The sequence below is a fragment of the Streptomyces sp. NRRL WC-3618 genome (assembly GCF_001280005.1).
Classification (GTDB): Bacteria; Actinomycetota; Actinomycetes; order Streptomycetales; family Streptomycetaceae; genus Streptomyces.
Genome location: NZ_LGDW01000469.1, coordinates 1 through 22458, shown reverse-complemented (window position 1 = coordinate 22458; position 22458 = coordinate 1). Strand labels below are relative to the sequence as shown.

The window sequence follows — 22458 nt, the reverse complement described above, 5'->3', positions numbered from 1 at the left end:
GCCGGGCACGCTTGTTGATACATGGGATCGCTCGGCGAAGGACAGCGGGTTATCCACGACCAAACCTGTGTGACGGAGGGTCCGGAGCACTACCATCCGTTGGGTGACTGCGGGAAGCGACACGGTTCTCGAACTACTTCCGATGGTGTTCGCCCGCCCCAAGGACGCCCTCGCGCGCGCGGAGAACGTCCTCGGCAACGATCCGACGCCGTTGCACGCCTCCGTCGCCCATCAGGTGATCGGCCTGTGGCAGCGGGACTTCGGCGACATGCGCCTCGCCCTGCGTCATCTGCGGCGCGCCCGCGATCTCGCGGCCGACGCCGGGTCGGCGGAGCGTGAGGCGGACGTCCTCGGCACGCTCGGCGTGGCGCTGGTGCACGCGGGCCGTACCCGGCAGGGTTTGGAGGCCTTCGAGCAGGGCGTCGACCGGGGTACCGGCCACACACGCGCGCGCGTGCTGTACCGGCGGGCGTACGCGTGGTGGGTGCTCGGGCATCACCGCGAGGCGCTGGACGACGTACGGCGGGCCATTCCGGTGCTGCGGCAGGCGGACGACGTCATCTGGACGGCGCGGGCGCTGACCCTGCGGGCGACCGTGCATCTGGCGCTCGGGCGCCCCGAGCGGGCCGACGCCGACTTCACGGCCGCCGAGCAGATGTGGGACACCACCGGCCAGGAGCACGACAAGGCCGACGTCGTCGAGAGCCGGGCGCTGGCCGCGTACCGGGCGGGTGACATCCCGGCGGCGCTGCGCCTGTTCGACGAGGCGGCGGAGCGGTACGACCGGCTGGGCACGCCGATCTTCATGTTCTACATCCGGCGCTGCGAGGTGCTGATGGCCGCCGGGCTCGCCCCGGAGGCGGTCGCGGAGGCCGACGCGGCGCTCGGCGTGCTCGACGGCATCGGCGGCCAGAGCACCCGCAAGGCGGAGCTGCTGCTGACCGCGGCGAAGGCCGCCCGGCTCGCGGACGATCCGCACACCGCGATCGCCCGCGCGGCCGTCGCCGTACGCCTGTTCGCCGGGCAGCGGCGCAGTTGGTGGGAGGCGCACGCCCGGCTGGTGCTGATCGAGGCGCGGGTCGCGACCGGGCGGACGTCGGGGCGGCTCGTCGCGGACGCGGCGGCGCTCGCCGACCGGCTCGCCGCCTTCGGGTCACCGGCGGCGCCCGAGGCCTCGCTGCTCGCGGGGCGGATCGCGCTCGCGCTGGGCTGGCGGGAGGACGCGGAGAAGCATCTGCGGGTCGCCGCCCGCAGTCGGCGCGTCGGTCCGCCGCTGGCCCGGATGACGGGGTGGGCGGCGCAGGCGCTGCGTGCGGAGGCGGCCGGGTCGGGGCGGGGCGTGCTGGAGGCGTGCCGACGCGGGCTCGCCGTGCTGGACGACCACCGGATGACGCTCGGCGCGTCGGAGCTGCGCGCGCGGGCCACCGCGCAGGGTGCCGAACTGGCCGCCCTGGCACAGCGGGCGACCCTGGTCTCCGGTGGGCCGCGGCGGCTGCTGGTGTGGAGCGAGCGGTGGCGGGCCACGGTTCTGTCGGCGCCGCCCGCCCGGCCGCCCGACGATCCGGCGCTCGTCCAGAGCCTGACCGCCTTCCGGGAGATCGCCGCCCGGGCGGAGGAGGCCCGGATCGACGGCCGTCCGGTGCCCGCGCTGGAGCGGGAACAGCGGCGCCTGGAACGGGAGGTGCGCTCCCGCACCCTCCACATGCGCGGCGAGTCCCCCGGCGCCGAACGCCGCTTCGACCCCGCTCGGCTGCTGGAACGCCTGGGCCGCGGTGCGCGGTTGATCGAGATCGCGGTCGTCGACGGCCGGGTGCAGGTGCTGCTGTGCGGCGAGGGGCGGGTGCGCCGGTTCGAGGCGGGGCTGCTCTCGGACGCGGTGATCGAGGCCGAGCATGTGCAGGCCGGGCTGCGGCGGCTCGCGCATCCGGGGGCGGAGGGCAGGCTGCCGTTGCTGGAGGCGTCGGGGCGTCGTCTCGAGGAACTGCTGCTGGGCGCGGCCGTGCCGCACCTGGGCCGCGGCCCGGTGGTCGTGGTTCCGCCGGGAAGGCTGCACCGAGTCCCCTGGGCCCTGCTTCCGTCCCTCCGGGAGCGGGTGCTGAGCGTGTCCCCGTCGGCGAGCAGTTGGCTGCGCGCCCAGGAGACCGGGCCCCCGCCAGGTGGCCGGCACGTCCTGGTCCGTGGGCCGGGTCTGGCGAGCGGCGGGGCGGAGGTACCCGACCTGGCCGACCGGTACGGGAGACCGACGGTCCTCGAACACGAGGGCGCGCGGGTACCGGCGGTGCTGGACGCGCTCGACGGGGCCGCGCTGGCCCATATCGCGGCCCACGGCACCTTCCGGGCGGACAGTCCGCTCTTCTCGTCGCTGCGGATGGCCGACGGCCCGCTGATCGTGCACGACTTCGAACGCCTCGGTCGCAGCCCCTACCGGATCATCCTCTCCAGCTGCGACACCGGCCGCCTCGCGACGGTGGGCGCGGACGAACTCCTCGGCCTGGTCACGGCGTTGCTGCCGCTGGGCACGGCGGGCGTGGTGGCGAGCAGCGCACCGGTCAACGACGCGGCCGTCGTCCCGCTGATGCTGGCCCTCCACAAGGGCCTCAGCGGGGGCCTCTCCCTGGCGGAGGCCCTGCGCGACGCCCGCACGGCACTACCCGGCGACGCGACACACCAGGCAACGGGGTGGGCGTTCTCGGCGTTCGGCTCCGCCTGAACCTGCCGCTCCCCCGTCCCCTGACGGCGGTCAGACGCACGGCGCGGAGCACGCGGTGAGGCTCAGTGCATCGGGCGGCTTCCGCGCCTGCGTGGGGTGGGTGACGGGCATTGCCGCAGCTACGGCAGCGCACCGGCACTTCTCAGGCGCCGCAGCGTGGAACGCTCCACAGCCCCCAAACCGGCGATCACACCGACCGCCCGGCCGACGCCTCCCCCAGCAGCCACGGCAGCGCGCCGGTCAACAGCCGGACCTGGCCCCCCGGCACCCGCACTTCCCAGCCCCCCGCAGCGTCGAACGCCCTCCACCGACCCCCCGCCGGGAACACAACGCCAGACGCCCGGACGGGCACCCTCAGCGCTCGCGCCACCAGGCGGACGGACAACGTCGGCCAAGCCACGAAACGGCGGGCACGCACCCCGCCTCCAAACCGGCGATCACGCCGACCGCCCGGTCGGCGCCTCCTCCAGTAGCCACGGCAGTGCGCCCCGGTCGTTCGCGCCGAGGCGGGTGTACGCGCTGTACAGGTGGTTGCCGACCGTGCGGATGGACAGGGTCAGGCGGTCCGCGATCTGGCGGTTGCTCAGGCCCGCCGCGGCCAGGGTGACGATCTGGCGCTGGCGGACGGTGAGTTCGCCGAGGACGAGGCCGGACAGGGCCGGGGTGCGGGCGCCCTGGCAGCGGCGGGCCAGGGTCATCGCGCGGGAGCGGGATCTGCGGGCGGCGCGTGGGTCGCGGTGTGCCGGGACAGCCTGGGCGTGTGCTTCGGCGGCGAAGAGCAACAGGCCCCGTCGCTCCAGGAGTTCGGCGGCGCGGTCCAGTGCCGGGCCGTCCTGGCGGACGAGCGCGTCGGCGTGCCGGGCCAGGGGTTCGGCCTTCTCGCCGGGCAGTTGGGCGAGCCGCTCCGCGACCAGGTGCGGAGCCCCGAGGCGTACGGCGTCGTAGAGGACGTATGCCTCGCCCTCCCCGTCCGCGGAGTCGGCGGTCGGTTCCAGCACGCCGGTGACGTCACCGTGCGCCGACCGGAGCCAGGTGGTCGCCCGCCCGGGGGAAGCGTGGCCGGCGAGGGCCTCGCCGACGGTGGCGGCCTCGCTCAACTGGGCTGCGGCCAGAGCCAGTTCCGTACGGCAAGAGGGGTCGTCCGGTGTGCCCCGGAGGCCTTCCCTGGCCCAGGACAGGGCCTCGCGCAGTTCTCCGCGCAGTCGGGCGAAGCGGGCTCGCACGGTCGCGTAGTCGGCCGGTACGGCGGGGTGCGAGGCCGCGCTCTCGGCCGTCAGCCAGTCTCCGACGGGGCCCGCCGGTTCCTGGACGTCGGCGCGCTCGATCCGCTCCGCGAGTTCCGCGCGCTCCCTGTCCAGGGCCGACGCGCACTCGGCCCGGGGACGGGCCAGTCGCCGGGCCCGGAGCTGCCCGGCGCCCGCGCGCAGGACGGGGCCGTGCAGGGGGTGGGCGAGGCGCACTTCGGACTGGGCGTCGACGCGGATCAGACCGTCGGCTTCAAGGGCCTCCAGCGCGCCCAGGTCGACGTCGGCGAGGCCCAGCGGGAGCGGTTCGCTGAACGCCAGGCGTTCCAGCGCGTCCCGCTCCTCGGCGCGGGCCCGGTGCAGGGCCTGCCCGGCCCGTTCCCGTACCGCCGCTGTCACGGGCACGGGTCCGCGCCACATCAACTCGTCCGCGTCCAGGGTGAGTTCGCCGCGTTCACGCACCGCTCCGAGCAGGTCGCGCAGCAACCGCAGGTCACCCTGGCAGAGGTGGTGCAGGCGGCGTGCGGTGAGCGTCTCGACCGGGCCGCCGGCGCCCACCTGGATCAGCTGGGCGGTGTCCTCGATGGGCAGCGGCTCCAGGGCGAGCCGCGGCAGCACCTCACCGGTCCACAGCCGGGACACCGCACCGGGTGCGGGGGCGCCGTCCGTCGCCACGACGAGCAGCCGGGTCCGTCCGTGCACCGCGAGCTGGTGGACCAGGGCGGCCGAGGAGTCGTCGAGCAGATGGGCGTCGTCGACCAGCAGAGTCCGTACGCCCGTGAGGAGTTGGAACGCGCGGTGCAGGGAGACCGGCTCCGGGAAGACGTGGGCGAACGCGGCGAAGGCGATACCCCGGGTCTCCGGCGTGCCGGTCACCTTCACGCAGTCTGTGCCCCGGACGGCCTCCGTGACAAGACGGGTCTTGCCGTGCCCGGAGGGCCCCGTCACCACGACGCCGTGCCGTTCGGCCGCCAACGACCGTCGGACCAGCTCCAGTTCGAGGTCCCGGCCGGTGAACGGCCAGGGCAGTTCCAGGGTCTCGGCGTCCCGTAGCGAAGTCATCACATGAACAAGAGCAGGGCTACTCAGCTTTGATACAGGGTGACTTGAGTAGCCCCCGACTCAGGCGCCCGAGTGCCCTTGGGCCGCAACCTGTTTCCCATGAACGCACGGTTCTGCTCACTCCCGCAGCAGCCGGCCCCCACGTTTCCACCGGGGTTGCCGGCCGAGCGGCTCAGCGCGCTCCTGGCGGGGCGTCTGAAGTGGGTGAACGGCACCGTGCTCCACTACTACTTCTTCGACCGGGACGGCGACGGCTCGGTCATCCCCCTCCCGGGGACGGGGGAGACGCGGTGGGAGTCGTGGGTCGGCGCCGAGGCACAGCGCGATGTCGTCCGCGACTGTTTCGGGGAGTGGCTCGGCCTGGGGATCGGGCTCTCCTTCGTCGAGGTGCGCGACCGCTCGGAGGCAGAACTGCGCATCGGGTTCCAGACCGGTGACGGTTCGTACTCCACGGTCGGGCGGGACGCACTCTCGGTGGGCCTGGGGCGGCGCACGATGAATTTCGGCTGGGATCTGACCGCGCCCGGGGAGCGCGCGACGGCCCTGCACGAGATCGGGCACGCCCTGGGCCTGCTGCACGAGCACCAGAGCCCCTTCGCCGGCATCCACTGGGACGACGAGGCGGTGTACGACGACCTGGCGGGGCCGCCGAACTTCTGGGGCCGCGACAGGACGTACGTCAACGTCCTGCGCAAGCTCGACCCGGACGAGGTCAACGGCTCCGTCTGGGACCCGCTGTCGATCATGGAGTATCCGTTCTCGGCGGGGCTGATCCTCGAACCGGAGCAGTTCCGGTCCGGGGTACGGCCGCCGGGGACCCTCTCCCCGGCCGACAAAGAGCTCGTGCTGCGCTGGTATCCGCCGACGGGCACACGCGCGCCGGCCGAACTCGTGCCGTTCCGGTCCGCTCCACTGCGCCTCGGCGCGGGCGAGCAGGCCGACTTCGGCATCGCGCCGCCGGAGACCCGCGACTACACCGTGGGCACCTTCGGGGAGAGCGACACGGTCGTCGCGGTCTTCGAGGAGATCGACGGCGAACCGCGTTACCTCTGCGCCGGGGACGACGGCGGCGCTCCGCACAGCGCCCAGGTCAGGGTCCGGCTCGTGAAGGGCCGCAACTACTTCGTCCGCGTACGCCTCTACTCCACCTGGGGATCGGGGGAAACGGCCGTCATGTGTTGGTGAAACTGGGGGCAGTACCAGCACATGACGGCCGCCGCGGACGCATCAGACCACCCGACGGGCACTCGGGGGAGCGGTCGAGGACGTCACCCTCTGGGGGGAGGGCGACGTCCTCGACCACGCCATGTCCGTACGGCGACTGAAGGACACCACCCGCTCCGCCGCCTCCTCGGCGTCGGGGCGGGCCAGGCCCAGGTGGTCGCGGTCAGGGTGAGGTGCGGGACGAGGAGGAAGCCGTCGCCGGCGGGGGCAGCCTGGACCAAGTCGCTGACGGTCTCGGTGACGGGGGCCGGGGAGCCGACGAAGTTCTGGCGGTCGCCGGTCACGACGGCGAGGTCCCTGATGGACCGGGGCGACGGGCAGGATCAGCGACGGCCGGCGCCTCGGCCGTACTGGGCCAGGGTCCAGCCGGCGGAGCGTGCCGTGTGCGCGGCCCAGGCCAGGAGCTGCACAGGGGTACCCGCCGCCTACAGGCCCTCGTAGTGAGCGAGACGCCGGCGGGTGGCGGCGGAGGGATCGGGGTGGGGGCCGAACGCCGGGTGGGCGGCGAGTCGGTGGGCGTAGGTCCACAGGGCCGGGTGGTCGGCGACGCGGCGCTCGGCCGCGGTGTCCAGGTGCCGACGGTGCACGGTGTCGAGGCGTACCAGGGCGACCCACAGCTCCACGTCGGCGGCGGTCAGCCGGTCGCCCAGCAGATACGGGTCGGCGGCCAGCCGTGCGTCGAGCGAGCCCAGGGTGCGCAGCAGGGAGGCGAGCGCGTCGGCGCGGTCGGTGTCGTCGGCGTCGGCGGCTGCGGCGCGCTGTGCGCTGGACGCGGGCCCGTGGAAGTGCTGGGCGCACAGCCGCTCGACGGCCTCGATCTCCGCCTCCAGACCGCACGGGTACAGCGTGGGACGGCCGCCGCCGAAGTGCCGGGACAGGTCGCGCAGGATGTCCGGGGTGTGCGTGCTGACGATCCGCCCCGACCAGTCGTCGCTGAGCACGGGGGCCGTGGCCGCGCCGGAGTAGCGGTGCGCGCTCGCCTCGTACAGCGGGCGCAGTGCGGAGTGTCCGCCGCCGGGGGCGTCGGGGACGGCGGGCAGCCAGGTCACCGGACAGACCGTGTCGAGGCCGAGGAGGCTGTGGGTGACGGCGATCCGGAGACAGTCGGGGTCGGCCGGGGAGAGGTGGAGGCGGTACCGGCGCGGCACGGGGTAGTGGCCGCTGCGTGAGTCCAGGCCGAGCCGGCCGCGGAAGGAGGGGCCGGGACGGGCGGCGGCCAGTGGTGCGACGGACATGAGTCTCCCCAGATGTGGTGCGCGGACGTACGCGCGGCGGAAGGCGTAGTCGGGGGGCCACCGGTAGGGCGCGGGGTGGCGGCCGGGCTCAGCGCAGGGGACTGATGGAGCTGCAGACGCGCTGCAGGTCGATGTGCCGGCGGGAGGTCAGCAGCGGGGTGGGCCGGGGTGCCTGAGCCACCCGAAAGGCCTTCGACCCCACGCGCATCGCCATTCCCTACCTTTTCACTAGGATTCCCATGGGGAGTCTCGATCGGCTCGCGGCCCACGTCAAGGGCGTCTCGTACGGCGGACGGCGCACTGCGGACGGCGTACGGCGCACGGCGGTTGCGCCGGGCCCTGGTCCGCCGGGCCTCATCTCCCCTTCGCCGAGGGGTCCTCACCGCCTGCTCGTAAAGCTCGTGAAGAGACGAACGACGACGTGAACGGCATTCGGGTCCAAGGAAGCAGGGGACGACATGAGATTCCTGGAGCGCGAGCGCGCGGCCCTCACCAAGTTGCTGCCCGGCCTCGACGACGGGCTGCGGGCCCTGCCGCTGATGGTTCTGGAGGGCCCGGAGAGTCCGGGCATCGGGCTGTTCAGGGAGTGCGGAGGCCCGGGACTGCTGGCGCCGACCACCCTCCAGGGGCGGGGTGCGACCGCTCTCGAAGCGGTGCGGGTGCAGCGGGCGCTGGGCAGCCGCTCCCCCTCGCTGGCCGTGGCGACGACCATGCACCACTTCTCGATGGCCACCCTCGTCGGGCTGAGCGAGTCGGGCGGGGGCGAGGGCCTGGAGTGGATGCTCGTCCAGGGCGTCGCGGCCGACAACCGCCTCATGGCGTCCGGTTTCGCGGAGGGGCGCACCGGCACGGGCATCCTCTCCCCCGCCATGTCCGCCACGGTGACTCCCGACGGCGTACGCATCACCGGCGTGAAACGGCCGTGCAGTCTGGCCCGTTCCATGGATCTGCTCACCGCCAGCGTGATGGTGCCGTGCGAGGACGGCGAGGGCGAGGAACTGGCGGTGGCCCTGGTGCCGGCCGAGTCGGAGGGGCTGAGTGTCAGCGGCTTCTGGGCGAGCAGTTTCCTCGCGGGCGCCGAGAGCGACCAGGTCACGCTGGACGACGTCCTCGTGCCGCCGGAACTGCTGGTGCGCACCGCGTCCCCGGCCGGAGCCCGGCTCGATCAGGTGCAGGCCGCCGGGCTCGTCTGGTTCGAGCTGCTGATGACCGGAAGCTATCTCGGCGCCGCGAGCGCCCTGGTGGAGCGGGTGCTGCGCAAGGACCGGGTGCCCGACGCCGAACGCGTGCGGCTGCTGGTGGAGACGGAGGGCGCGATGGCCGCCGTGGAGGGCCTGGCCCGGCGGGTGGACGAGGCGGCGCCCGACGAGTCCGCGCTCGCCGACTCCCTGTACGTGCGCTACACCGTTCAGGACGCGCTCGCCCGGATCGTCCCGCGCGCGGTGGAACTGCTCGGCGGGCTCGCCTTCATGGCCTCGGACGAGATCGGCTACCTCGCCGCCTGCGTCAACGGCCTCGCCTTGCATCCGCCGTCGAGGTCACGGATGACCGGCCCGCTGGCCGCGTATCTGGACGAGGCACCGCTGACGGTCGCCTGAGGGTTTTCGGTACGACACCCACAGCGCGCCGTACGACCTGACGCCGATTCGTCGCCCACCCGAACCGAGGGGAAGTTCACCATGCCCGAATCCCGGCCCGGCACCCGGCCCACCGTCCTGCTCACCGGCGGCACCGGAGTGCTCGGCAGAGCTCTGATCGACGAGCTCCTGCCCCACTTCCGCGTCATCTGCCTACGCCATCGCACCCCGGTCGAGGATCCCCGGGTGCGGGAGTTCCGCGCCGATCTGTTGGAGCACCGACTCGGGCTTCCCACCGCCGAGTTCATCCGTCTCGCCGCCGACGTGGACGTGGTGCTGCATTCGGCCGCCGCCACCAACTGGCAGTGGGAACCCGACCTGATCCGGCGCGCCAATCTCGACGGCACCCGCACGATGCTCGACCTCGCCGCCCTCGCCGACGCTCCCTTCTTCCACATGAGCACGGCGTTCGTCGCCAATCCGCTGGCCCCTCAGGAGCAGGAGCGCTTTCCCGGCGCCGCCGCGTATCTCGCCTCGAAGACGGAGGCCGAACAGGCGGTCCGGGAGGCTCCGGTGCCCGGGGTGATCATGCGGCCGTCGGTGGTGATGGGCGACTCGGTGACCGGCCGGATCGCCGGGGTGCAGGGGCTGACGCGGGCGCTCGGCGCCATCGTCAAGGGCCAGGTGCCGGTCATGCCGGGCGGGCCGGACTCGCGGATCGACATGGTGCCCCAGGATGTCGTGGCCCGTGCGGTGGGCGACCTCATCCGCGGCGGGGTCACCGGGGGCGAGTACTGGCTGACGGCCGGCTCGGAGGTGCTGCTGCAGACCGAAGTCATCGACACCTGCCTGGAGTTCGCCGACCGGTACGGGCCCCGGCCGTATCCGCCCCGGCTGATTCCGCTGGAGTCCGTGCACCGGCTGCTGCTGCCGCTGATCGAGGGTCCCACGTTCCCCGAGTCGCTGCGCCGCCGCTTCCACACGTACGCGGAACTGCTGCTGGTCTTCCAGCGGGCGCTGCCCTTCGAGTCGTCCCTCGGTACGCCGCACTGCGGCAGGCCGGTGTCGAAGGAGGAGCTGCGCCGGGCCCTGGTACGCAACCTGGTCGCCTGGGCAGCCCGCCCCGGCGGCATGCGCGGCCGGCAGCGCATCCCGTCGGCCGGCACCCCCGCAGGCCCCCAGCAGGCAGTCCAGGCAACGGAGTTGGCGTCATGACGACTGTTCCGATCGACTCCGGTCTCCGGCCGGACCACCACACCACCACCTTCGCCACGCCCGACAGCCGCGCGCATGTCGCCCACCTCTACCGCGAGCATCTCTCCTCCGGCCGGGCCGTCATGGGCACCGTGCTCGGCGGCATGCTGGAGACCGCGTCCGACGGGGCGTGGATCTTCACCGAGGACGGCCGCCGCTATCTCGACTTCGGCGGGTACGGGGTCTTCATCCTCGGCCACCGGCACCCCGCCGTGACCGCGGCCGTGCACTGTCAGGTGGACGCCCATCCGCTGGCCTCCCGGGTCTTCCTGGAGCCGGTCGCGGCCCGCGCCGCCGAGGCTCTCGCCGCCCGCACCCCGGCCGGACTGGACCGGGTGCACTTCGTCAACTCCGGTGCGGAGGCGACCGAGGCGGGCCTCAAACTGGCGCGCGCCCACGGGCACACCGCGCTGGTCAGCATGGCCGGCGGCTACCACGGCAAGACCCTGGGCGCGCTCTCCGCGACCGCCAACGCCAAGTACCAGGACCCGTTCCGCCCGCTGCTGCCGGACAGCGACGTCGTGCCGTACGGCGACCCGGAGGCGCTGGAGGCGCTGCTCGCCCGGGTCGGCGAACGGGCCTGTGTGATCGTCGAGCCGGTGCAGGGCGAGGGCGGGGTACGGATTCCGCCGCCGGGCTATCTGGCGGAGGTGAGCCGGCTGTGCCGGGCGTACGGCGCCTTCCTGATCGTCGACGAGATCCAGACGGGGCTGGGGCGGCTGGGCTCGTGGTGGGGTCTGGACGGGGAGGGGCAGGAGGATGTCGAGGCCGTCGGGGAGGTCACGCCGGACGTTCTCCTCGTCGGCAAGGGGCTGAGCGGCGGAGTGGTGCCGGTCGCGGCGATGGTCGCGACGGCGGCGGCGTACGGGCCGTTCTCCCGTGACCCCTACCTCCACACCTCGACGTTCGCCGCCTCGCCGATCGCCTGCGCGGCGGCGCGGGCCGCGGTCGAGGCGCTGGCCCGGGAGGATGTCGTCGCCCGGGCCCGGGTGCTCGGCGAGCGGCTGCTCGAGGGCGTGCGCGCGGCCTGCGCGCCGTACGTCGGCGGGCTCGTCCACGAGGTGCGCGGGCGGGGGCTGCTGATCGGCCTGGAGTTCACCGAGGAGCGGGCTGTCGGCGAGCTCGTCCTCGAACTGGTGGGCAGGGGCGTCCTCGTGAACCACTCCCTCAACGCCTCCCGGGTGGTGCGTCTGACGCCGCCCGCGATCATCGGCGACGACGAGGTACGGCTCTTCCTCACGACTCTGGCGCAGGCGCTGCGGGACGTGGCACGGCGGATGGGCTGACGCCCGCGAAGGGGAAGAGGGGTCAGTGATGCGGGCGGCGGCGGTCGAAGAGGAGGGCGGCGGCGCCGAGCGCCATCAGGCCCCGCGAGGGGGTCCAGGGCCGCTGCCCGCCCATGCCCGCGGGGGTGTGCGGTTCATGGAGCTGGAGGGCGAACTGACGGTTCGCGGCGTCGGAGAGGAGACCGCGCAGCTGCTCGGGGGCGGCCACGGCGAAGGACAGGAAGTCCATCGTGTTGCGGGCCGCCTGGTCGAGGGAGAAGTACTCCCGCAGCAGAGCCATGACGATCCCCCGTGCCTCGGCCTTGAAGACGTCCGCGAGGCCGATGTCCGGAGCCAGGCAGCGCACCGAACCCTCCAGGTTGGCGAAGGACTTGCCCAGCAGCGAGATGGCGGGCGCCGACCCGATACCCCGCTTCGTCGCCTTCTCCAGCACGGTCGTCAGCGACACCCCGAAGTTGATGTCCTCCAGGGAGGCCGTGGCGACCTTGGGCACCAGCGCGGCCATGTCGGCGGCGAACGCGGGCAGGTTGGACCACGGGGTGACGCGCCCCATGTCCGCCCAGGCCCAGGCGAGACCGTGGCCGTCGTTCTGGGCGAGAGCCATGAGAAGGGGCAGCAACTGCAGGCTCGTACGCCGGTCGAGGCGGCCGATCATGCCCCAGTCGATCAGCGTGGCAGGGCCGCCGGGCAGCGCGAAGACGTTGCCGGCGTGCGGGTCGGCGTGGAACATCCGGTCGACGAAGTAGCCGCGGTACATGAAGCGCAGCAGGTCCTTGCCGATGTCCGTGCGCTCCCGGTCGCTGAACTGACCGCGGTCGAGATGCCGTACGGAGGAACCGGGCGCGAGGGACTGCACCAGCACCTTGGGCGTGGCGTGGATGACCCGGGGCACCGCGAGGGTCGGATAGCGCCGGATGTGTTCGCGGGCCTCGTCCATGTTGCGGGCCTCGCCGGTGAAGTCGAGTTCCGGTTCCATGGCGTCGAAGATCGAGCCGAGCATCGCCTCCATGTCGATGACCTCGTTGAAGCGGGGCGCGGCACGGGCGACGATCCTCGACGCCCTGCGCATCAGGGCCATGTCCGCGCGGACCGCGTCCCGGATACCGGGCCGCTGCACCTTCACCACCGCCGGGCGCCCGCCGGGCAGGGTCACCCGGTACACCTGGGCGAGGGAAGCCGCGCCGAGGGGGCTTTCGGTGTCGACGTCGTCGAAACGGCGCTTCCAGTCCGGGCCGAGCTGTTCCCTGAGCACGGGTTCGAAGACGGCGAAGGGCTGGACGTCGACCTGGTCGTGCAGGTTCTGCAGCTCGGCGATCATGGAGGCCGGCACCATGTCGGGCCGGGTGGAGAGGATCTGCCCGAGCTTCACATAGAAGGGGCCGAGGCTTTCGAGCGCGTGCCGTACGGCTCTGGCGCGCCGGGTTCCGTCGTCGCCCTCCCCCGCGTCGTCCTCGCCGTCGGCTCCGCGCCGGGAGCGGCGCCGGTCCCGGGCGAGGCGGCCGGCCTCTTCGGCTGCGAGGCTTCCCAGCACCTTCACGACCAGCCGGAGCCGGCTGCCGAGCAGGGCACTGCTCATGTGTCACGACCTTCTGTGTGTGCCGCGCTTTTTGGGTGTGCCGGTTTTCCTAACGGGCGGGGGTCGGTGGGGGGGGGGGGGGGGGGGGGTGCCCGCCCGGGGGGGGGGGGCCGGGGCCCGCCCCGCCGGCAGCTGCCCTGCGTCAACTGCCCCGCGTCAGCTGCTCTTCCTTGCCGCCGGTGTCCGGCCGCCACCGCCCGTCAGCGCTCCGGCGACGCCCTGGACGCTCTCCAGGACGCCGACCAGGGTCCCGACGAGCTCGGAGAGCTGGGCGATCTGACGCGGCAGCTCCGCCAGCCCCTCCGCCATGTCAGCCGCCCCCGACACGACCGACGACGCCCCGCCCGCCACCTGTCCGAGCATGGCCAGCGGATTCGCGCCCCCGCCCGCGAGTGCGGCGAGGGGGTTCGGGGCCGCGCCGGTGAGCGCGGCCAGGGGGTTGGGGGCCGCGCCCGTCAGAGCGGCGAGCGGATTGGCGGCGGTGAGGTTCGCCAGCGCCGCCCCGGGATTCGCCACGCCGCCGAGCGCCGAGAGCGCCTGGACGTTTCGCAGCACATCGCCGGGGAGTGCGTTCAGCGCCTGGTAGGGATATGCCGCGGAGATCCAGTCCGCCGCACGGTAGTCGTCGCCCCGTCGGTCGAGAATATCGTCGAAGGCCTTCTTGGTACTGTCGGCGATATCACCGATGAAGTCCTTGAGAGTGTCCTGGGTATTGTTGTTCCTGCCCACTACGACGCCTTTCTTGTCGACTGAACTCCCGTAACCCGGAAGTCGTTCACAAGAGGCCGGACATTCACCGAAAGAATATTTCGGCCGTCCGTTACCTGTGGTGTGCCGTGACCCCGTCCAGCGTCTGGGCGCACACCAGCCGCAGCCGTGCCCGCCCGCGGGTGAACGCGCCTTCGGCCGCCTTCAGGGAGATCTGGTGCATGCGGGCGAACTCCATCGTGGAGATGCCGTCGGCGCGGGCCAGCATGACTTGGCGCTCACGGCCGCGCAGTTGCTGGACCTGGTGCAGCAGCCAGCGTCCGAAGTCCTCGTCGCAGACGTCCTCGTCCGGCAGCTCGGGCCTGCTGACGTGCGCGGTACGACCCACCAGCCGTCGTCTGCGCTCGAGTTCGCGATAGTGGTCGACGCACAGTCGCAGCGCGACCGAGGTCAGAAAGGGCCCGATCCGCTCCCGGTCGAGGTTGTCGTGGGCCGCCGCCCGCAACATCGTTTCCTGGACACAGTCCTCCGCGTCCTGCGCGGTCGGCAGCCGTCGGCGGACCAGCCGCATCAGTCGTTCCCGGTGGCCGGCGATCTCTCCCCAGGACACCTCCCGGAGAAGTTTCCCATCGCCGATGACGATTTCGTTTGAGCAGGTTTCCGAATTCATGCAGTACACGGCCCCGAAATGATCCCCTGGTGCGGATCCAGAATATCCGCACGGCCTATCCCCATCCGACGAGAAAGGACTGTCCGGGTCAACTCACGGACAAACCGAGCCGATTGCCTACCACTCGTCCGAATGGAAAAACGGGGAACCATATCCGCCGCACAACACATCGTGCTATAAAACCCGTACGGCGATCGGGGCGGTGCATTTGTGCAGAAACGTCACATCAGGAACAGGCGGGGGCAATAATTCCCCGACAGCATACCCATATCAGCCATCGAGGAATTGAACTCGCCAATACCGGCCGACCTGCTTTTGTCTCGAAGGTCAGCCCTCGGTCATCGCCGCGGCCTGTTTGATGGCTTCGCGGATCCGACAGTACGTGCCACAGCGGCAGACGTTCTCGATGGCGTCGATGTCGGCGTCGGTCGGCTCGGACGTCCGCCGCAGCAGCGCCGCCGCGGCCATGATCTGGCCCGGCTGGCAGAAGCCGCACTGGGCGACATCGCGGTCGAGCCACGCCTGTTGCACGGGGTGCAGGGTGTCACCGTCGGCCAGCCCCTCGATGGTGGTGACCCTGCGGTCCGCGCAGTCGGCGACGGGCACGACACAGGGCTGGATCTCCGCGCCGTCGAGATGACTGGTGCAGGCGCGACAGACCCCGACCCCGCAGCCGTACTTGGGGCCGGTCACATGCAGCAGGTCGCGCAGCACCCACAGCAGCGGCATGTCGGCCGGGGCCTCGACGGTGACCGGTTTGCCGTTGAGGTCGAAGGTGTAGCGGGGCATCGGAACCCTCTCGGAGGCGAGGTCGGGTGGGGTGGGGACAGGGGGCAGTGGCCGGGGCAACAGGACAGTTGCGGGGTCAGAAGTTGAGCGGGAAGCGCCGGGGCTTGGTTCCCGTGGCGCGGGCGTACGCGTTGGCGACCGCGCCCGCCGCCGCCGGCACCCCGAGTTCCCCGGCCCCGCCGGGCTCCCCCTTGGACGGCATGATGTGCGCCTCGAAGCGCAGCGGGGCGTGCCGCTGACGGGCGTAGTGGAAGTCGGCGAAGCTGCCCTCGCGCACCGCGCCCCGGTCGATGTGGAGGCCGGCCCGCAGGATGGTGGAGATGCCGTCCATGGTGGTGCCCATGAGCTGGGCCTCGAGTCCGCGTGGATTCACGGCGGTTCCGACGTCGGCCGCCATCACGGCGCTGGTCACCCGTGGGTTCTTCGGGTCGGTGGCGTCGATCTCGATCAGGCAGGCCACGCAGGAGCCGTACTCCTCGTGGACCGCCATGCCCTGTCCGTGTCCGGCCGGCATGGGCCGCCCCCAACTCCCCGCGGCCGCGGCCTTGTCGAGTACGGCGCGCACGGCCTTGTTCCGGAGTGTGGTGCGCCGGAAGGCGACCGGGTCCTTGCCGAGGCTGCGGGCGATCTCGTCGACCATGATCTCCTCGGCAGTGCGGGTCGTGCCGGAGTCCACCGAGCGCCAGGCGCCGAGCGGTATCGCCGCCAGTTCCACGCCGCCCCAATCCCCGGACAGTCGGCCGAAGTTGTACAGACCGCTGTCACTGGGCAGCGGGCCCGCGTCCCGTACGCCCCTCGCCCGCGCGACCACGGAGGTCACGCCGCCCTGCGCGGCGGTGCCCTCCCTCTCCCACGCCTCGCTCACCGAAGCCGTCGCGTGGGCGAAGGCGACCACCCGGCCGCCCTTGTGGCTGGCTCTGATCCGGTGGTGAGTGGCCGGGCGCATCCTGCCGTGCCGCAGGTCGTCGCCGCGGCTCCACATCAGCTTGACCGGCATACGAGCCGCCTTGGCGACCAGCGCCGCCTCGATCGCGAACTCGTGGTTCAGCCGCCGTCCGAACGAGCCGCCACCGCGCATCACATGGACCTTGACCTTCGACGCCGGCAGTCCGACCGCCGAGGCTATGCCGTCGCGCGCGTCCATCGGCGTCTGGGTGGAGAACCAGAGCTCGGCGCGGTCCGCGCGGACGTCCGCCACCACGGTCAGCACTTCCATCGGGGCGTGGCCGACGAACGCGAACTCGAACTCGCCCGCCACCTGCGTCGATCCGCTCGGCGCGGCGCCCAGCCTCGGGACGGCGGCGCGCAGCCGGGATCTGATGACCGCGTCGGAGAGCGCGGCCAGCGGGCCCGGCGCCCAGGTGATCCGCAGGGCGTCACGGGCCTGGAAGGCGTGGTGGAAGGTGTCCGCGACCACGGCGACCCCGCCCGCGATCCGGACGACCGCGCGGACGCCCGGCAGGGCGCGGGCCGCGCGGTCGTCGACCGCGCGGATCTTTCCGCCGAGCGTCGGCGGCCGGGCCACCACGGTCGGCTTCGCGCCGGATACGCGCAGGTCACCGGCGTACTGCGCCTTGCCGGTGACGATGTCCCGCGCGTCGATCCGGGTCGTCGGCTTCCCGATCACCCGGTGCCGGGAGGCGGGTTTGGGCTTGCTGGAGACCCTGGGCCGGGTGATCCTCGCGGCGAGGCCGGTCAGTGATCCGAAGGTGGCGGTACGGCCGTCCGGTGCGATCACCATCGTGTCGTGGGTCCGCAGCGTGCGTGCGGGCAGGCGCCAGCGCAGGGCGGCCGCCGTCACCAGCCGGGCGCGCGCGGTGGCGGCCAGAGCCCGGGCCGGTCCGTAGAGCGAGCGGACCGAGCTCGAACCGCCGGTGTACTGGTTCCCCTTGGTGCGGGCGTCGGCGAGCGGGATGTCGACGTCGGCGAGCCGGGCGTCCAGTTCCTCGGCGATCATCATGGCGACGGCGGTGGTGACGCCCTGGCCCACCTCGACGCGCGGCAGCCGGACGACCACCCGGTTCGCCGCGGTGACCTCCAGGACCAGCATCTCCTCGTCGTTGCCGATCACCACGACGCCGGGCCGGGCGCTCGCGTCCGCCGCACGGGGCTCGGCGCCCTCCGCCGAGGAGGTGTCACAGCCGATCGGCGCGGCCACGGTCAGAGTGGTCGCGGCCAGTGAGTAGACCATGAACCTTCGACGCGACCACTGCCGCTCCATCGCCACCCCTGTCGCCGCCCGCCGTCTGTGCCTCTGCTGTGTATGAGGGGCAACGAGGCTTCGTGGTTGCATGTTCTCCCGTGGCTTTCGCCGCGGCGGCGGCTACGAAAGCAAGGCGGAACGTACGTGATCCGGGTAGTGGTGGTGGACGACGAGGCCCTGGTGCGGTCCGGCTTCAGGCTGATCCTGAGCGCGTCCGACGACATCGAGGTGGTGGCGACCAGCACGGGCGCCGAGGCGGTCGAAACCATCCGACGGGAGCGGCCCGACGTCGTCCTGCTGGACATACGGATGCCGGACGTCGACGGACTGACGGTGCTGCGCCAGGTACGGGCGCTCCCGGAGCCTCCGGTGGTGGCGATGCTGACGACGTTCGACGCCGACGAGTACATCCTCACCGCCCTCAGCTCCGGCGCCGCCGGCTTCCTGCTGAAGGACACCGAACCCGACCAACTCGCCCAGCTGGTACGGACCTTGATGGCGGGCGGGGTCGTCATGTCACCGAAGGCCTCCCGCGCCGTGTGGCAGAGCCACCCGGGTGCCGCCGCCCGCACCGAGGATCCCGACACCGCCCGCGTGGGCCGGCTCAGCGAACGCGAGCGCGATGTCCTCGTACTGATCGCGGAGGGGCTGTCCAACGCGGACATCGGTACCCGTATCCATCTCAGCGCGGGCACGGTGAAGGACCACGTCAGCGCGATCCTCACCAAGTTGAGGGTGAGCAGCCGGGTCCAGGCGGCGCTGCTCGCCCAGCGGGCCGGACTGCTGGACGGGCCGGTCGGCGAGCGGCGCCGCTCGGAGTCCGGGCTGTGAGCGTGGCCGGCCCACGTCCGGCGTGGTGGGCGCGGGTCCTGGACCGGGCCGTCGACGGCGTCGTCGTCGTGGTCGCGGCGGTGGACGCGTTGATCAGCTTGTTCGGCCAACCGGCCACCTGGAGCGCGGCCGCCGTGCTCGGCTGCGGAGCCCTGGTGTTCCGTAGGCGTTTCCCGCTCGCCGTCTTCCTGCTCACCCTTCCCGCCACGCTGATGCTGGACCTCGTGTTCGCCCCGTTCGCCGCGCTGTTCACGCTCGCCGAACGCTCCCGCGACCGCCGTCTGCTCGCGGTCTGCGCCCTGCTGTTCGCGCTGTCGTCGGCCGTTCCCTGGCCGCTGGACAGTCTCTCCTCGCACGAGCGTGCCTGGACCTTCGTCTACTTCTTCTACACGCTCGCCACGGCCGCGGCCCCCGTGCTCCTGGGCCAACTGCTCCAAGCACGCCGGGATCTGTCCCGTCAGCTCGTCGAGATCGAGGAGGCGCGGGAACACGAACGGCTGCTGCACTCGCAGGCGGTCCTGGCCCGCGAACGCGCCCAGCTCGCCCGCGAGATGCACGACGTCGTCTCGCACCAGGTCAGCCTGATCGCCGTACAGGCAGGAGCTCTCCAAGTCGCCGCGAGGGAACCGGAGTTCAGGGAGGGCGCCCGCACCATCCGGACGCTCAGCGTCGACACCCTCGACGAACTGCGCCACATGGTCACCCTGTTGCGGGCCTCGGGCGGCAGCACTACCGAACTCACGCCCCAGCCGACCCTCGCCGACCTGCACAAACTCGTCGCGACCAGCGGCATCGAGACCGAACTGACCGGCGAACTCCCCCCGGACATCGGCACGCCCGCCCAGCGGACGGTGTACCGCACCGTGCAGGAAGCCCTCACCAACGTCCGCAAACACGCCCCGGGTGCCCGCGCGACGGTACGCCTGTGGCACGCCGACGACGCCACCGAATTCGGCGTGACCGTCACCAACACATCCCCGACCCGCCCGTCCCTGCCGCTCCCCGGCTCCAGCCAGGGCCTCGTCGGCCTCCGCGAACGCGCCGAACTCCTCCACGGCACCTTGCGGTCCGGCCCCACCCCGGACGGCGGGTACGAGGTCGGCCTCAGGATCCCGGGCGACCCGACTCAGTAGCCCAAGTGGTTTGTGGTGGGCCCCCAGCGGCAGGTCGAACCAGGAGAAGACCCTTCACGGAGTCGGTGACGGCGGAGGACGCGAGCGGGCCTCGGCCCTGGGCCGCGGCCCGCGTTGGCCGCTCCGTCGCCCTCATGCCCGCTCGGTGCGGCCGCCGTCGATCGTCACCACCGTGGCGTTGATGTACGACGCCTCGTCGGAGAGGAGGAAGGCGGCCAGGGCGGCGACCTCGTCGGGGCGGCCGAACCGTTGCGCCGGGATCCTGTCGAGGGCCTTGTCGATCTCTTCCGGGGCGTGCCGGCGAAGCGTGCTCAGGTGGTCCTCCAGCAGCGGGGTCAGGATGGTGCCGGGGGCCATGGCGTTGACGGTGACGCCGTACCGGCCGTACTCCACGCCGGCGTTACGCGTCAGGCCGACCACGCCGTGTTTGGAGGCGTGGTAGTCGGATCCCAGTCCGTTGCCTCGGATCCCGAAGATCGACGCGGTGTTGAGCACCCGTCCGTGACCCTGTTCGCGCATGACTTTCAGCACGTGCTTCAGGCCGAGGAACACGCCGGCGAGGTTGATCGCGACGGTCCGGGCGAAGTCCTCGTGGCCGATGTCCTCGGTGCGCCGTTGCGTCGGCTCGACTCCCGCGTTGTTGAAGAAGCAGTCGATCCAGCCGTGATGCTCGACGGTCCGGGCCACGTACCGTGCCACGTCCGCCTCCTGGCTGACGTCCGCCACGACCGTCCGTACTTCCGTGCCGGGCGCGGCCTTCCCCAGCTCCACCACGGAGTCGGCCAGCCCCGGCTCGTTGATGTCGACCAGGACCAGCCGGGCGCCCTCGGTCGCGAGCCGGACCGCGGTGGCGCGGCCGAGTCCGGAGCCGCCGCCGGTGATCAGGGCGACCTTGTCGGTGAACCTGTGCTGCACGCCGCTCTCCCTCACGCCGTCCGGACGGGCAGGGACCGCAGCCCGTGGTGGAGCGCGCTGGGGCGCCAGTTCAGTTCCTCGGGGTCGACCGTGAGCGTCAGTGGGGGGAAGTCGGGCACGTCCTGAACGGCTTTCACCGCGACCTCAGTCCCTTCCGGTTCTTGCGTCCCAACCAGCCGGCCGCCACGAGTTGTTCGAGCACGGGCGACGGCGCGAAGTCCGGCTCCCGGAACGCCTTGTACAGCTCGCGCTGCACGGCCAGGGAAACGTCCAGACCGATGGTGTCCAGGAGAGCGAACGGGCCCATGGGGTGGCCGAAGCCCTGCTCGATCGCCGCGTCGATTCCCGCGATGTCCGCGTCGTGCCGGTCCAGCAGGTTCACGGCGCGGCCGAGGTAGGAGAACAGTAGATAGTTGACGATGAAGCCGGCCCGGTCCGAGCAGTTCACCGTCGTCCTGCCCAGCCGCTCGCAGAGGGCCCGCGCGGTGTCGGCGCTCTCCTCGCTCGTGGCCTCGGTGCGGACGAGCTCGACGAGCCTCATCACGGGCGCGGGGTTGAAGAAGTGCATGCCGACCACCCGGGAGGGTCGTCCGGAGGCCTCGGCGCACGCGGTGACCGAGAGGCTGGACGTCGTGGTCGCCAGCAGCGCGCCGGGCTTGCAGGCCGCGCCGAGCCGGGCGAACAGCGCCCGCTTGACGTCGAGATCCTCCACCACGGCCTCGATCACCAGGTCGCAGCCGCCGACCGCGCCGATGTCGTCGGCGCCGACAAGCAGCTCCAGCGCCCCGGTCTTCGCCCGCGAAGTGACCCGGCCCCGGCGGACTCCCCGTTCCAGCGACTCGCCGATCTGTGCCAGGGCGCCGGACGCCTTGTCCGCGTCGCGCGCGACCAGCACCGTGGGGAAGCCCGCCACCGAGGTCATCTCGGCGATGCCGCGGGCCATCGTGCCTGACCCCACCACGCCGATGCGGTGGACGCCGATCCCTTCACCGGGGAGGGGAGCGGAACGTCGTGCGTCCGCCGGTGCGTCGAGACCGTCGTAGGTGTAGAAGCCGTGCCCGCTCTTTTGGCCGAGGCTCCCTTGGCGCACCAGCCGGGTCAGCACCGGTGCGGGTGCGAAGGAGTCATCACCGGTGCGGGTCCACAGGCCGGCGAGTGCGGACAGTGCCGTGTCGAGTCCGATGCGGTCGAGCAGTTCGAGTGGTCCTGCCGGCAGGCCGCATCCCAGGCGCATGGCCAGGTCGATACTGTCCCGGTCCGCGTCGCCCCGCTCGTACAGGGTCATGGCGCGGTTGAGGTAGGCGTACACCAGGGCGGTGGCGTCGGCCCCGTGCCGTGCGTCCACGGCCACCGGTGTCAGGCCGAGCCGGGCGACCAGGTCACCGACGGCGGCCACGGTGGCCGGGGAGGTCATCGCCGTGGGCACCGGCTCGACCGGTCCGCCGGGCAGGGGCGGGGCCAGGAAGCGCAGCCCCATCGTGTCGCCCGGCCGGCCGGAGGCGATCGCGAGCCGGGTCAGCGGGAGGGACGAGGTGGTGGTGACCACGGCAGTCCCGTCGGCGCAGCCGGTGTGGAGCCGGCGCAGCACTTCGGTCTTGACCACCTCGTCCTCGGGGACGGCCTCGATGACCAGGTCGGCCCGGTACACACCCGCGGTGTCCTCGGTGAGGTGAACGAGGGCGGAGCCGGTGTCCTCCAGACGTTTCCTCAGCCGCGCCAGGACGGCGGGGTCGGAGTCGACCCCGATCACCTCGTGGCCGGTTTCCCGCAGCATGCCGAGCAGCGCCTCACCGACTGTGCCCAAGCCGACGATCCCGACCACGGGCCTGTGCTGTGTCATGACCGAGGTGCCTCCTCTTCCACGCGGGGGGCGTTGGTGCTCTCCCGGAAGCGGTTGATGGCGTGGATGTGTTGCGCGCGCATCTCCTCGTCGCGGACGCCCAGGCCCTCCTCGGGGGCCAGGCACAGGACGCCGACCTTGCCCTGGTGGAGGTTGCGGTGGACGTCGTAGGCGGCCTGCCCGGTCTCCTCCAGGGGGTAC

The 22458-nt window shown here is 72.4% G+C and carries 17 protein-coding genes and 2 pseudogenes; 7 read left to right on the top strand and 12 right to left on the bottom strand.

What is annotated here, in order from left to right; all coding sequences use genetic code 11:
- Positions 1-142: 142 nt before the first annotated feature.
- Entirely contained in the window at positions 143-2710 is a 2568-nt protein-coding gene (locus ADL01_RS35220) for a CHAT domain-containing protein (protein WP_053746125.1), read from the top strand.
- Positions 2711-3147: 437 nt separating this feature from the next.
- On the opposite strand, the gene ADL01_RS35210 is transcribed toward ADL01_RS35220, so the two are convergent.
- A complete protein-coding gene (locus tag ADL01_RS35210) occupies positions 3148-5016 on the bottom strand; it encodes a helix-turn-helix transcriptional regulator (RefSeq protein WP_053746123.1) in 1869 nt (622 codons plus the stop codon).
- A gap of 99 nt (positions 5017-5115) precedes the next feature.
- Between ADL01_RS35210 and ADL01_RS35205 the strand changes: the two genes are divergently transcribed.
- Positions 5116-6201: a M12 family metallopeptidase gene (locus ADL01_RS35205; protein WP_053746149.1), complete on the top strand. Its 1086-nt coding sequence runs from the start codon at positions 5116-5118 to the stop codon at positions 6199-6201.
- Positions 6202-6668: 467 nt separating this feature from the next.
- Here ADL01_RS35205 and ADL01_RS35200 read toward each other — a convergent pair.
- Together ADL01_RS35200 and ADL01_RS47605 are read right to left on the bottom strand one after the other, a co-directional pair.
- Positions 6669-7475 (bottom strand): annotated as a pseudogene (locus ADL01_RS35200) (glutathione S-transferase C-terminal domain-containing protein); the annotation flags it as partial.
- Positions 7476-7563: 88 nt separating this feature from the next.
- The gene (locus ADL01_RS47605) at positions 7564-7683 is read right to left on the bottom strand and encodes a putative leader peptide (protein ID WP_324614651.1); all 120 of its coding nucleotides are present in this window, start codon (positions 7681-7683) and stop codon (positions 7564-7566) included.
- A 250-nt stretch (positions 7684-7933) separates the two neighbouring features.
- Between ADL01_RS47605 and ADL01_RS35195 the strand changes: the two genes are divergently transcribed.
- The 3 genes from ADL01_RS35195 to ADL01_RS35185 all read left to right on the top strand — a co-directional run bounded on the left by ADL01_RS35195 (position 7934) and on the right by ADL01_RS35185 (position 11592).
- Entirely contained in the window at positions 7934-9073 is a 1140-nt protein-coding gene (locus ADL01_RS35195) for an acyl-CoA dehydrogenase family protein (protein ID WP_053746121.1), read from the top strand.
- A gap of 81 nt (positions 9074-9154) precedes the next feature.
- Positions 9155-10267: an SDR family oxidoreductase gene (locus ADL01_RS35190; protein ID WP_053746120.1), complete on the top strand. Its 1113-nt coding sequence runs from the start codon at positions 9155-9157 to the stop codon at positions 10265-10267.
- Complete coding sequence (locus tag ADL01_RS35185; RefSeq protein WP_078960942.1) at positions 10264-11592, top strand: aspartate aminotransferase family protein; 1329 nt, start codon at positions 10264-10266, stop codon at positions 11590-11592. The genes ADL01_RS35190 and ADL01_RS35185 overlap by 4 nt, the downstream gene beginning before the upstream one ends.
- A 22-nt stretch (positions 11593-11614) precedes the next feature.
- Here the strand turns inward: ADL01_RS35185 and ADL01_RS35180 are convergent, their stop codons facing one another.
- From ADL01_RS35180 to ADL01_RS35160, 5 genes are all read right to left on the bottom strand, one after another.
- On the bottom strand, positions 11615-13168 hold the full coding sequence (locus ADL01_RS35180; protein ID WP_053746119.1) for an ABC1 kinase family protein: 1554 nt from the start codon (positions 13166-13168) through the stop codon (positions 11615-11617).
- 156 nt (positions 13169-13324) lie between these two features.
- A complete protein-coding gene (locus ADL01_RS35175) occupies positions 13325-13897 on the bottom strand; it encodes a hypothetical protein (protein ID WP_053746118.1) in 573 nt (190 codons plus the stop codon).
- Between the two features lie 91 nt (positions 13898-13988).
- A complete protein-coding gene (locus ADL01_RS35170; RefSeq protein WP_234354903.1) occupies positions 13989-14486 on the bottom strand; it encodes an RNA polymerase sigma factor in 498 nt (165 codons plus the stop codon).
- Positions 14487-14873: 387 nt separating this feature from the next.
- On the bottom strand, positions 14874-15335 hold the full coding sequence (locus ADL01_RS35165) for a (2Fe-2S)-binding protein (protein ID WP_053746117.1): 462 nt from the start codon (positions 15333-15335) through the stop codon (positions 14874-14876).
- A gap of 76 nt (positions 15336-15411) precedes the next feature.
- On the bottom strand, positions 15412-17526 hold the full coding sequence (locus ADL01_RS35160) for a xanthine dehydrogenase family protein molybdopterin-binding subunit (protein ID WP_053746116.1): 2115 nt from the start codon (positions 17524-17526) through the stop codon (positions 15412-15414).
- Positions 17527-17682: 156 nt separating this feature from the next.
- Here ADL01_RS35160 and ADL01_RS35155 point away from each other — a divergent pair, with 156 nt between their 5' ends.
- Positions 17683-18369: a response regulator gene (locus tag ADL01_RS35155; RefSeq protein ID WP_053746115.1), complete on the top strand. Its 687-nt coding sequence runs from the start codon at positions 17683-17685 to the stop codon at positions 18367-18369.
- Between the two features lie 2 nt (positions 18370-18371).
- Positions 18372-19502 (top strand): sensor histidine kinase, encoded by a 1131-nt coding sequence (locus tag ADL01_RS35150; RefSeq protein WP_053746146.1) that lies wholly within the window; start codon positions 18372-18374, stop codon positions 19500-19502.
- Between the two features lie 132 nt (positions 19503-19634).
- Here ADL01_RS35150 and ADL01_RS35145 read toward each other — a convergent pair whose 3' ends face one another.
- From ADL01_RS35145 to ADL01_RS35135, 4 genes and pseudogenes are all read right to left on the bottom strand, one after another.
- Positions 19635-20417, bottom strand: a complete 783-nt coding sequence (locus ADL01_RS35145; RefSeq protein ID WP_053746114.1) for a glucose 1-dehydrogenase — start codon at positions 20415-20417, stop codon at positions 19635-19637.
- A gap of 11 nt (positions 20418-20428) precedes the next feature.
- Positions 20429-20554 (bottom strand): cytochrome P450, encoded by a 126-nt coding sequence (locus ADL01_RS46915; RefSeq protein ID WP_234354902.1) that lies wholly within the window; start codon positions 20552-20554, stop codon positions 20429-20431.
- The gene (locus ADL01_RS35140) at positions 20551-22257 is read right to left on the bottom strand and encodes a 3-hydroxyacyl-CoA dehydrogenase family protein (RefSeq protein ID WP_053746113.1); all 1707 of its coding nucleotides are present in this window, start codon (positions 22255-22257) and stop codon (positions 20551-20553) included. The genes ADL01_RS46915 and ADL01_RS35140 overlap by 4 nt, the downstream gene beginning before the upstream one ends.
- Positions 22254-22458, bottom strand: a pseudogene (locus ADL01_RS35135) (crotonyl-CoA carboxylase/reductase); the annotation flags it as partial. The gene ADL01_RS35140 and the pseudogene ADL01_RS35135, both read right to left, overlap by 4 nt.

Bases quoted from the DNA above. Each gene is read 5' to 3' on its own strand.
- ADL01_RS35160 (WP_053746116.1), bottom strand. From the start codon at position 17,526: ATGGTCTACTCACTGGCCGCGACCACTCTGACCGTGGCCGCGCCGATC.
- ADL01_RS35210 (WP_053746123.1), bottom strand. From the start codon at position 5,016: ATGACTTCGCTACGGGACGCCGAGACCCTGGAACTGCCCTGGCCGTTC.
- ADL01_RS47605 (WP_324614651.1), bottom strand. From the start codon at position 7,683: ATGCGCGTGGGGTCGAAGGCCTTTCGGGTGGCTCAGGCACCCCGGCCC.
- ADL01_RS35205 (WP_053746149.1), top strand. From the start codon at position 5,116: ATGAACGCACGGTTCTGCTCACTCCCGCAGCAGCCGGCCCCCACGTTT.
- ADL01_RS35140 (WP_053746113.1), bottom strand. From the start codon at position 22,257: ATGACACAGCACAGGCCCGTGGTCGGGATCGTCGGCTTGGGCACAGTC.
- ADL01_RS35180 (WP_053746119.1), bottom strand. From the start codon at position 13,168: ATGAGCAGTGCCCTGCTCGGCAGCCGGCTCCGGCTGGTCGTGAAGGTG.
- ADL01_RS35220 (WP_053746125.1), top strand. From the start codon at position 143: ATGGTGTTCGCCCGCCCCAAGGACGCCCTCGCGCGCGCGGAGAACGTC.
- ADL01_RS35195 (WP_053746121.1), top strand. From the start codon at position 7,934: ATGAGATTCCTGGAGCGCGAGCGCGCGGCCCTCACCAAGTTGCTGCCC.
- ADL01_RS35185 (WP_078960942.1), top strand. From the start codon at position 10,264: ATGACGACTGTTCCGATCGACTCCGGTCTCCGGCCGGACCACCACACC.
- ADL01_RS35190 (WP_053746120.1), top strand. From the start codon at position 9,155: ATGCCCGAATCCCGGCCCGGCACCCGGCCCACCGTCCTGCTCACCGGC.
- ADL01_RS35165 (WP_053746117.1), bottom strand. From the start codon at position 15,335: ATGCCCCGCTACACCTTCGACCTCAACGGCAAACCGGTCACCGTCGAG.